General features: G+C 46.5%; 10 protein-coding genes. 9 read left to right on the top strand and 1 reads right to left on the bottom strand.

Features of this window, described 5'->3' with window-relative positions; translation table 11 throughout:
- Positions 1 to 270: 270 nt before the first annotated feature.
- From mbcS to GBH70_RS15770, 9 genes are all read left to right on the top strand, one after another.
- Positions 271 to 1,848: an acyl-CoA synthetase MbcS gene (gene mbcS / locus GBH70_RS15810; protein ID WP_151681928.1), complete on the top strand. Its 1,578-nt coding sequence runs from the start codon at positions 271 to 273 to the stop codon at positions 1,846 to 1,848.
- A gap of 137 nt (positions 1,849 to 1,985) precedes the next feature.
- Complete coding sequence (sppA, locus tag GBH70_RS15805; RefSeq protein ID WP_151681927.1) at positions 1,986 to 2,996, top strand: signal peptide peptidase SppA; 1,011 nt, start codon at positions 1,986 to 1,988, stop codon at positions 2,994 to 2,996.
- 11 nt (positions 2,997 to 3,007) lie between these two features.
- Positions 3,008 to 3,532 carry an RDD family protein gene (locus GBH70_RS15800; RefSeq protein ID WP_151681926.1) on the top strand — a complete coding sequence of 175 codons (525 nt, stop codon included), beginning with the start codon at positions 3,008 to 3,010 and terminating at the stop codon, positions 3,530 to 3,532.
- A gap of 36 nt (positions 3,533 to 3,568) precedes the next feature.
- Entirely contained in the window at positions 3,569 to 4,258 is a 690-nt protein-coding gene (locus GBH70_RS15795) for a DUF2953 domain-containing protein (RefSeq protein ID WP_253694019.1), read from the top strand.
- A gap of 35 nt (positions 4,259 to 4,293) precedes the next feature.
- Positions 4,294 to 4,761: a GerW family sporulation protein gene (gene ytfJ, locus GBH70_RS15790; protein ID WP_151681925.1), complete on the top strand. Its 468-nt coding sequence runs from the start codon at positions 4,294 to 4,296 to the stop codon at positions 4,759 to 4,761.
- 135 nt (positions 4,762 to 4,896) lie between these two features.
- The gene (gene tpx, locus GBH70_RS15785; protein WP_151681924.1) at positions 4,897 to 5,400 is read left to right on the top strand and encodes a thiol peroxidase; all 504 of its coding nucleotides are present in this window, start codon (positions 4,897 to 4,899) and stop codon (positions 5,398 to 5,400) included.
- Between the two features lie 372 nt (positions 5,401 to 5,772).
- The gene (locus tag GBH70_RS15780; protein ID WP_151681923.1) at positions 5,773 to 6,774 is read left to right on the top strand and encodes a class I SAM-dependent methyltransferase; all 1,002 of its coding nucleotides are present in this window, start codon (positions 5,773 to 5,775) and stop codon (positions 6,772 to 6,774) included.
- A gap of 301 nt (positions 6,775 to 7,075) precedes the next feature.
- The gene (locus GBH70_RS15775) at positions 7,076 to 8,266 is read left to right on the top strand and encodes an acetate kinase (RefSeq protein WP_151681922.1); all 1,191 of its coding nucleotides are present in this window, start codon (positions 7,076 to 7,078) and stop codon (positions 8,264 to 8,266) included.
- A 196-nt stretch (positions 8,267 to 8,462) separates the two neighbouring features.
- On the top strand, positions 8,463 to 9,308 hold the full coding sequence (locus tag GBH70_RS15770; RefSeq protein WP_151681921.1) for an EcsC family protein: 846 nt from the start codon (positions 8,463 to 8,465) through the stop codon (positions 9,306 to 9,308).
- A gap of 16 nt (positions 9,309 to 9,324) precedes the next feature.
- Here the strand turns inward: GBH70_RS15770 and GBH70_RS15765 are convergent, their stop codons facing one another.
- The gene (locus GBH70_RS15765; protein WP_151681920.1) at positions 9,325 to 9,780 is read right to left on the bottom strand and encodes a universal stress protein; all 456 of its coding nucleotides are present in this window, start codon (positions 9,778 to 9,780) and stop codon (positions 9,325 to 9,327) included.
- Positions 9,781 to 10,049: the final 269 nt, after the last annotated feature.

Genomic DNA, 10,049 nt, shown 5'->3' with positions numbered 1-10,049 from the left:
AGCATATTGGCGAATTTCTAAAAGTCCAATATTACACAAAACCCTTGGTAACTCCTATATGAAAAGTATTGTGACAAGCGTCATTTATTTGGTTGAACCGCCGTATACGGAACCGTACGTACGGTGGTGTGAGAGGACGGGGGCTAGTCACCTCCTCCTACTCGATTCTAGCGCAAGCCAGAATATGAACAAAATAAAGGGCAAGTGTATCTTATTTTTTTAATATCAGGTATAATAATGAGGTACTAAAACTCTTGGGAGGCGATTTGATTGCGTCGTGAAGACCTGATTGCGCCACAAATTTACAATATAGCGGAAGAAGTTGAAAAATACGCCCAAGGCCCCCGCAAGGTTGCGCTCATTTGGGAAGATAAAGAAGGAAAGCATAGAGAAGTCACTTACCAGGAATTAATGAAAAACGCAAATAGAACCGGGAACGTTTTTCTGAAAAGCGGGTTGAAGAAAGGCGATATCATTCTCGTCATGGTGCCGAGAATTGTGGAGGCGTACGAAGTGTATCTCGCCGCGTTAAAATGCGGGATTGTTATTTTGCCAAGTTCGGAAATGCTCAGGACAAAGGATCTTGATTACCGCGTTCAGGCGGGCGATGTGAAAGGCGTTGTATCCCATTATTCCTGCGCCGGGCAGTTCAAAAACGTCCGCGGGATTGAAGCATTGAAAAAATTTGTGATTGGAAAGCCTGAACCGGGATGGACATTTTTGGATGAAGCGAAAGAAACCGCGTCCGATCAACTGGAAACGGCTAAAACGTCCAAAGATGATATGGCATTTTTGTCCTATACATCCGGAACGACCGGCAATCCAAAGGGTGTCGTCCATTCCCACGGCTGGGGTTATTCGCATTTGCGTACAGCCGCACCGAATTGGCTCGGAATCAGGGAAGATGACAGAGTTTGGGCAACAGCCGCACCGGGATGGCAGAAATGGGTCTGGAGCCCGTTCCTTTCCGTGCTCGGTTCAGGGGCGGCAGGCTTTGTATATAACGGCCGTTTTGACCCCGAAAAATATTTGTCGCTCCTCGATGAATACAAAATTAATGTGCTTTGCTGCACACCGACGGAATACCGCTTGATGGCAAAAGTGGATGATTTGTCGCATTACCATCTGGAACATTTGCGGAGCGCCGTATCCGCAGGGGAACCGTTAAACCGTGAAGTGATCGAAGTATTTAAAAAACATTTTGGGATAAAAATCCGGGATGGCTACGGGCAGACAGAGAATACGCTGCTCATCGGAATTTCCATTGATATGGATTTGCGCCCGGGCTCGATGGGAAAACCTTTTCCGGGAAACCAGGTAGAGATCATTAACGAGGACGGCGAGCCGTGCAAGCCGGGGGAAGTCGGGGATATTGCCGTACATAAAGATACCCCTGCGCTTTTTAAATATTATTACAAAGAACCGGAACGCACGGCCCAGCAGTACCGCGGCGACTACTATATTACGGGCGACAGGGCGAGAAAGGACGAAGACGGCTATTATTGGTTCGAAGGCAGGCGGGATGACATCATCATCTCTTCCGGTTATACAATCGGGCCGTTTGAAGTCGAAGATGCGCTCGTAAAACATCCTTATGTCAAAGAGTGTGCGGTTGTTGCAAGCCCGCATGAAATCCGCGGAAATATCGTAAAAGCTTTTGTGGTGCTGAAAGAAGGGATCAGCGAGGACATGCCGGGTCTTGTAAAAGAATTGCAAAACCATGTGAAGCAGCTCACCGCGCCTTACAAATATCCGCGCGCCATTGAGTTTATTAAAGAACTGCCGAAAACGGCATCAGGGAAGATCCGCCGCGTCGAACTCAGGCGGCAGGAACTGGATAGGATGTAAACGAAAACCTCCGGGCATTTTTTCGAAAATCGGGAAAAATGCCCGAATTTTTGTTTAAAAGTACCCGCCCTTCAAGTAAAATAAAATTAAACCTATACAGGGCCGTTAAAACAAATGTGGAAGGATGAAGCCGTAACATGAATAAAAAAAGATGGGGAGCACTTGCGGTTGCAGGCGGGCTGTTTGTTGTTTCAGTTATCGTGAACTTTGCAAGCATGGCGGTCACAACCGATTTTTCAAATCTTTTTAAAGATGCCTTTACATCCAGTGACGTTTCGGAAAACGTGCTGCAGGATGGCGATGGGGCAAAGAAAATTGCCGTGTTAGATGTGAACGGCACGATCCAGGATACCGGCGCTTCGCCATCCCTGCTTGACAACGGAGAATACAACCACCAAGGCTTTCTTGAAGAACTAGACAAGGCGAAAAATGACAGCCAGATCAAAGGCATTATTTTACATATTAACTCGCCCGGCGGAGGGGTTGCCGAATCGGCAGAAATCCACCACCGCTTAATGCAAATTAAAAATGAAACGAAAAAGCCGATTTACGTTTCAATGGGCCCGACTTGCGCATCAGGGGCTTATTATATTTCGACACCCGCCGATAAAATTTTTGCCAGCCCGGAAACACTGACCGGGTCCCTCGGGGTGATTATGGAGAGCGTGAACTACGGGAATCTTGCCAAAAAGCTCGGCATTGATTTCCCGGTCATTAAGAGCGGGCAGTATAAAGACATCATGAGCCCTTACCGGGATATGACAAAAAACGAAAAAGAAATGCTCCAGAAGATGGTCAATAATTCTTATGAAGGCTTTGTGGATGTGATTTCAAAAGGCCGCGGCATTCCGAAGAGTGAGGTACGCAAAATTGCGGACGGGCGCGTCTATGACGGAAGGCAGGCGATGAAGCTGCATTTAATCGACCAATACGGATACTTGGATGACACGATTTCTGCCATGAAAAAAACTCTTCATATCAGCAATGCACAGGTGGTCGAATACGAAACGAGCGCCGGGCTGGATTCCTTGCTTTCAGCTTCCGCGCAAAAAATCCTCGGAAAAGAGGCCGAGGCAACAGGTCTTTTGCATCTGTTGTCCCAGTCGGACGCACCGCGGTTGATGTACTTATATTCTAGGGCTGAATAGGGGGAAGCATTGTGAATCCGAATGATCAAAATATAAATGGTTCCTTATTGCCAAATCCGGAAATTTCAACTCCCGTGCAGGGATGCCGTTACGCCGGGTTTTGGATGCGGATGTGGGCTTATTCTCTTGATCTCATCGTTATCCAAAGTATGAAATGGCTGATCATCCATCCCGTTTTCCGTATGTTAAAACTGGATCTAGGTGATTCCGGCATTTTTTCGCCGATATCGGTCACATCCGCAATCGTGTTTTACGGGTATTTCGTGTTGATGACGAAATGTTTCGGCCAGACTTTGGGAAAAATGGTATTCGGGCTGAAAGTCGTGACGTTGCCTCCATCCGGGAAGCTTTCCTGGGGCACCGTTTTGTTCCGGGAATGGATCGGCCGCTATATATGCGGGGTTGTTGCGGTTTTATACCTCATCGTGGCCTTTACGCCGAAAAAACAAGGGCTGCATGATATTTTTGCGGATACCGCCGTCATCCACGAACGGCAGCAAGAACCGCTGTACACGTACGCTGAACCTGCTTCTTGAAGCAGGTTTATTTTTTTTGCGCGTTGGCGATAATGGTTGGCTGAAAGGCTGATGATTGAAATGATATGGTTTTTATCCTTTTTGCCGGTCATTTTTTTATTGGTATTGGTTCTTTGTCTTTCATCCGTTGTCGTTATTGTCGATTACGGGCATAACCGGGATGACGACCATTTTTTCATCCAGTTCCGTTTATGGTATATCATCCGGCATACGATAAAAATTCCGGTGGTGAAAGTGGACCGCGAAAAGCCCGGTGTGGTGTACGAAAAAGAGACAAAGGAAAAAAAGAGCGGCGGGAAAATCACCCCCGATATCATTGAACAGCGCGTTGAAGAAATTAAAGCAATCACAGAGCGTGTCATCGGCTTAAAGACGATAGCCGGAAAATTTATACAGAGCATCCGGTTAAGCCGGTTTGAATGGTATACGGTGATCGGCCTTCACGATGCTGCATGGACGGGCATTGCAGCCGGAAGCATCTGGGCGGCAAAAGGGGGGATTTTAAGCTTGTTGACGAACCACCTGCTTGTGAAAACAGACCCCGTGATTTCCGTTACCCCCTCTTTCCAAAATCCGGATTCCGAGACGCATTTGAAGTGTATGTTTAAAATCCAAATCGGGAAAGCTATATTAGCCGGATATAAAGTTCTCAAATATTGGCGGGGAGGAAGAGCGGAAATCGGTGCCAAGCCGATTTCAAATCCAGAAAAAGACAAGCAAGCTTGAAATCCCCGCTAAAAAGAAGACAGGAGGAAACAACAATGGGTTCACATCCGATCGAAGGCCTTATGACGGCAGCAATGGAAAATTTAAAGGAAATGATTGATGTTAACACGATCATTGGGGATCCGGTGGAAACTCCGGATGGGAGCGTGATTTTGACCGTTTCGAGAGTCGGCTTTGGTTTTGCAGCCGGCGGCAGCCAATTTAACACGAAAGCGAGATTGGGCGGAAGCGGCGATTCACACTCGCCGGAACTTCCTTTCGGCGGGGGCAGCGGCGGCGGCGTATCGATTACCCCGATCGCATTTCTCGTTGTGAACGCACAAGGCGTTAAGATGCTGCATTTGGATCAAAACACGCATCTGATCGAGAAAATTATGGATGTTGCACCGGGTGTCGTCGAAAAAGTCCAGGGGATGCTGAAGCAAAACGGGCAAAAATCAAGCGGCCAAAACTCCCGGCAGCAGCCGCCGGCCAATCAGCAAAAACAGAATCTTGATTTTTAAAAACCCGCTGTTTTGGCGGGTTTTTAATTGGATATTTTTTCTTTCCTCCAGTATGATAAATATTGAACACTTTATTTCATAAAACGGGATCGGCACCGGCCGCTTCGGTAAAAGAAAAACAAAGGAGGGTTTTTCATGGCTTCAGTTACATTTAAAGAAAATCCGGTAACGTTGGAAGGAAATGGAGTCAAAGTCGGCGATAAAGCACCAAATTTTACCGTTTTGGAGAATGACCTTTCGGAGGTTACTCTGGAGGATACAAAGGGCGGCGTACGCATCTTCAGCGTTGTCCCGTCAATAGATACCGGCGTATGCGATGCGCAAACGCGCCGTTTTAACGAGGAAGCGGGGAAACTTGGAAAAGATGTAAAAGTTTACACGTTTTCCTGTGACCTGCCTTTCGCGCAAAAAAGATGGTGTGCGGCTTCCGGCTTAGAACATGTAAAAATATTGTCAGACCACCGCGACTTATCATTTGGGAAAGCTTACGGCGTCGTGATGAAAGAACTCCGCCTGCTTGCCCGCGCCGTTTTCGTCGTTGATTCCAATGATACGGTTACATATGTGGAATATGTAAGCGAAGGAACCAACCACCCGGATTACGAAAAAGCATTGCAGGCAGCCAAAGAAGCAAAGTAAATAGAAAAGCGGAGGCGCTCGCCCATCGGCCCCCTTTTTTAAAGGGGCTGTCCCAAAGTCGGTAAATTGACCAGAGGCGCCCCTTTTTTTATGTAAGGTATTATCTGAGAATGTTGATGATCGCAAAATTCACTCGCTTTCCGCACGTGTCGCGAGCCTCCTCGCTCGTCCCTCAAGCACACTGGGTCTCTTCTTGCTCGCTTTTCCCGCAGGAGTCCCGTGAATTTCGCGATCATCAACAAGTAATATACAGAGAAAATACACAAAAACCGCCTTATCCATTATAATGTGAGTGTCTGGCAAACATTGAATGTCCCCGATGAAAAATCGGGGATTTTACTTGGATAAATCAAATAAAAAGGAAGAGAATGAATGACAAAATCTCCAGTAGAAACATTATTCACAGCATTCAACGAATCTGCGCTCATTTTGCAGAATAGCCTTTCCGTTACATACTTGGAAGCTATTGCTATGACCGGCGAAAACTTATTCCGCGGTCGCATCACCCAAAACGGCCTCAGTGAACTTGATGAAAAACGCCTCAATAAAATATACAGGAATATCAATCTCGATGCTTTTTCGCGCGAACAAATCCGGAAATCCTACCAGCTCGCCATTTTAAAAGGCATGAAAGAAAATGTACAGACTAACCACCAAATGACGCCAGATACAATCGGCCTGCTCATGAGCTACTTCATCGCCAAGTTTACAGAGGGCAGGGATGCTTTTTCCATCCTGGATCCTGCTGTCGGCACCGGCAACCTGCTGACAACGATTTTAAACCAGCTGGAGCAGAAAAAAATTACCGCTTACGGCGTGGATATTGACGATGTCCTGATCAGGCTGGCCTATACAGGGGCGAACTTGCTGCATCACGAAATCGAACTGTTTACGCAAGATGCGCTTTCCCATTTGTTCATCGATCCGGTCGATGTTGTTGTGTGTGATTTGCCGGTCGGGTACTATCCGAATGATGCCGGCGCGGCGCAGTATAAGCTGGAGGCCGATGAAGGGCATTCTTACGCACATCATCTGTTTATCGAGCAGAGCCTGAGGACGGCACGCCCGGGCGGATATTTATTTTTCCTGATTCCGAACCATTTGTTTGAATCAAAAGAAGCGCCGAAACTCCATCAATTTTTAAAGGAAGAAGCAGATATTCAGGCGGTATTGCAGTTGCCGCTGTCCGCTTTTAAGCATGAACAGGCTGCCAAAAGCATCTTTGTCATCCGGAAAAAAGCCGATGGTGTAAAAGCGCCAGAGCAGGTGCTGCTCGCCTCGTTGCCGTCTTTTTCCAACCAGCAGGCCCTCCGGCAGGTAATGGCAAAAATCGACGCCTGGTGCAAAGAAAATATCCAAATCAACGAAAAGTAACATTACTGACAGAAAATTGGGGATGGAAGGCAAAATCTGGCTTCCTTGGGCTCCAATTTTTCTGTTTTTATGGTGTGATATGATTTGTTATGTAGATTTGCAACATGAAAATAGTAAAATTTTCAATAGTATAAAATTTCAGTAAAAACAATCTGAAAAGTGGAACATTATAATGGGAACGCTTTCATTTTAAAATTAGGTTGAAAAAAGTCAAATTGAATGGCAAAATGGGAAATTGAAAAGGTATTTTAGTAAATTAATAGTGATTTCATCTGATGTTTGATTGAAGGGATGACAAGCTATGGCAAAAATTATGGCAATTAATGCGGGGAGTTCCTCTTTAAAATTCCAATTATTTGATATGCCAAATGAAAGCGTTATAACAAAAGGTTTGATTGAAAGAATCGGATTAAAAGATGCCCTCTTTTCGATTACGGTGGAGGGAGAGAGGCTAAAAGAAATTACGGATATTCCGAACCACGAAGTTGCGGTGCAGTTTTTGTTGAAAAAACTAACGGAAACCGGGATCATTCATTCCTTGGATGAAATAGAAGGGGTCGGCCACCGCGTTGTCCACGGCGGCGAAATATTCAGCGACTCTGCAGTTATTGATGAGCATGTGCTCCAACAGATAGAAGATTTGGCCGAACTGGCCCCGCTCCATAACCGGGCCAATGCGACGGGGATTCGGGCGTTCCGCGCAGTGCTGCCGGATGTCGTTCAAGTTGCTGTCTTTGATACCGCTTTCCACCAAACCATGCCAGAAAGTTCCTTTTTATACAGCCTGCCATATGAATATTACGAAAAATACCGTATCCGCAAATACGGCTTCCACGGCACTTCCCATAAATATGTTTCAATGCGTGCGTCCGAGCTGCTCGGAAGACCGATTGAACAGCTGCGCTTGATCTCCTGCCATTTAGGCAACGGGGCGAGCATCGCAGCCATTCAGGGCGGAAAATCGATCGACACATCAATGGGCTTTACCCCTTTGGCTGGTGTGACGATGGGGACGCGTTCCGGAAATATCGACCCTGCACTGATCCCCTTTATTATGGAAAAGACAGGAAAAAATGCTGAAGAAGTGCTGGAAGTCTTAAATAAAGAATCCGGGCTGCTCGGGATTTCTGGCGTTTCAAGCGATTTGCGCGATATCCAGGTGGCGGCGGAACTTGAAAGGAACCAAAGGGCGGAATTGGCGCTCGATATTTTTGCGAACCGGATCCATAAATATATTGGTTCTTATGCCGCAAAAATGGCCGGTGTTGACGCGATTATTTTCACGGCCGGCATTGGGGAAAACAGTGATTCGATCCGCGCGAGAATCTTGACCGGGCTGGAATTTATGGGCATTTATTGGGATCCGACCCTGAATCAGATCCGCGGAACGGAGGCCTTTATCAATTATCCGCACTCACCTGTAAAAGTGCTTGTCATCCCGACGAATGAAGAATTGATGATTGCGCGCGATGTTGTCCGCCTGTCTTCATGATCCGAAGCATGCTACGATCGGTCGGGGGTTAACAAACCAATGGTGCAGCTTATCTTGCCGGGTGAGCTGCTTTTTTGCTTGTATTTCTTTTTGCTCTACTCATGTTTTTCATTTTGTGATCGGCCTGCCGCAAATTCCGTTTTTTCTGCGTTGTGGTATAATTGGATTATATGGAAATTGGAAGCGGGTGCATCATATGGCGTCAGAATGGTCGGAAAGGGAAAAAACGGTATACCGGGAAATTGAAGCGTGGGCAGAAAACTTGGCTGCTGCGGAGGAACGTGGCCGGAAACGGAAAGAGAAATTCGATACGGCTTACGAAAAACTGCCGGATGAAATGCTGGAAAAAGTGCACGGAATGTTGGATGCTGTTTTGTTTCAAATATCCTCGTTTGCCGACGTGAACTTGCCGTACGGGCAGGAAATCGAAAAGATGTTGTCCGCGGCACGCTTGTTTGACAATTCTGTCTCATGCGTGGCGGATATGCAAAAACTGTCGATTGACCAGCTCGACTATATTGCGGAGCGCCAGCAATCAAGATACCACCTGTTATCCTTTGTGCAGGGAGGCTTAAGCGGCACGGGAAAACCGTTGTTAGCAGCAGGGGATGTACTTTTTTTGCTTGTGGCGAACTTGCGGGCAGTCCAGCTCACTGCTGCAACTTACGGTTATGAGGCAAAAACGCCTTTTGAGCTGCTTGCGGCGCTTAAAATTATTTTCATGGCAGCTGCCCCGGAAATGGTGAGATACGCCGTCTGGAAAGAACTGATGGACGAATTGGATGGACGGGAGCAGGATTTCTTTACGGAAAGCGGAAAAATTTTCCACCGTTATTTATGGCCGGGGACAATCGGGCATGCCGGCAAACTCGCATTGTTTACGCTCTTGCGCCCAAAAAAGCGGGGCAAAATAAACTGGGCCGGTGCCACTATCGGTGCGGTATCAAACTATTATTTTTCCAAAAAAGTTGGCGAGTGTGCCAGGAAATATTACCAGTACCGGTTTTTAAAAGATAAACATGAAAAAACCAGCCCCGCATAGAGGCTGGTTTTTGACTTTAATTTTCTTCTGCTTCTTTGGAAGTCCTGACAACAAGCACATCGCAAGGGGAAGTGCGGACGATATGTTCGGAAACGCTTCCGATTAAAAGCCTTTCTACCGCGTTCAAACCAGTTGCGCCGCACACGATCAAATCTGCGTGAATCCTCGGTGCGACATTTTTCGTAATGGCAATTTTTGGAGAACCCAGCTGGATGATGGTCTGTACTTTCACGCCTTTTTCCTGGGCACGGTCTTTGTAGTTGTTCAGCAGCTCGTCCCCAAATTTTTCATTTTGTTCATAAAGGGTTGAATCAATCGGTGTCAGGGTAGCCAGCGCCCGATTATCGACAATATGGACGACAGACAATTCCGCATTGTTCCGTTTGGCAATTTCAATCGCTTTCATAAATGCCCAGTCGGCTTCTTTGGAACCATCCACTGCTACTAAAATATTACGGTACACCATGGTCATCTTCATTCATCTCCTTTATATTACTGCCTAATCTCTCTATCTTTATTTTACTAGAAATTGCTGGATTTGTGTGTGGAAAAATTTCAAACAATAACAGCTTGTAAACAAATTTTTTTGACAAAGCGAAAGGGGGAAAAATGGCGAACCGTGGCAGATCAGTTCAAAAGCGGGATGAAGTGGAGGGTGTTGTACGGAAAATCATGGAAGCGTACAAAAGCGGGCCAGCAGAAGAAAGAAAGAACAGAGCAGTTCCAAAAACAGTTTTGAAA

Source organism: Weizmannia acidilactici, from assembly GCF_008974225.1.
Taxonomy (GTDB): domain Bacteria; phylum Bacillota; class Bacilli; order Bacillales; family Bacillaceae_C; genus Weizmannia; species Weizmannia acidilactici.
Note: the sequence above shows the minus strand (reverse complement) of the source record. Positions and strands in the feature narration are given on the sequence as shown.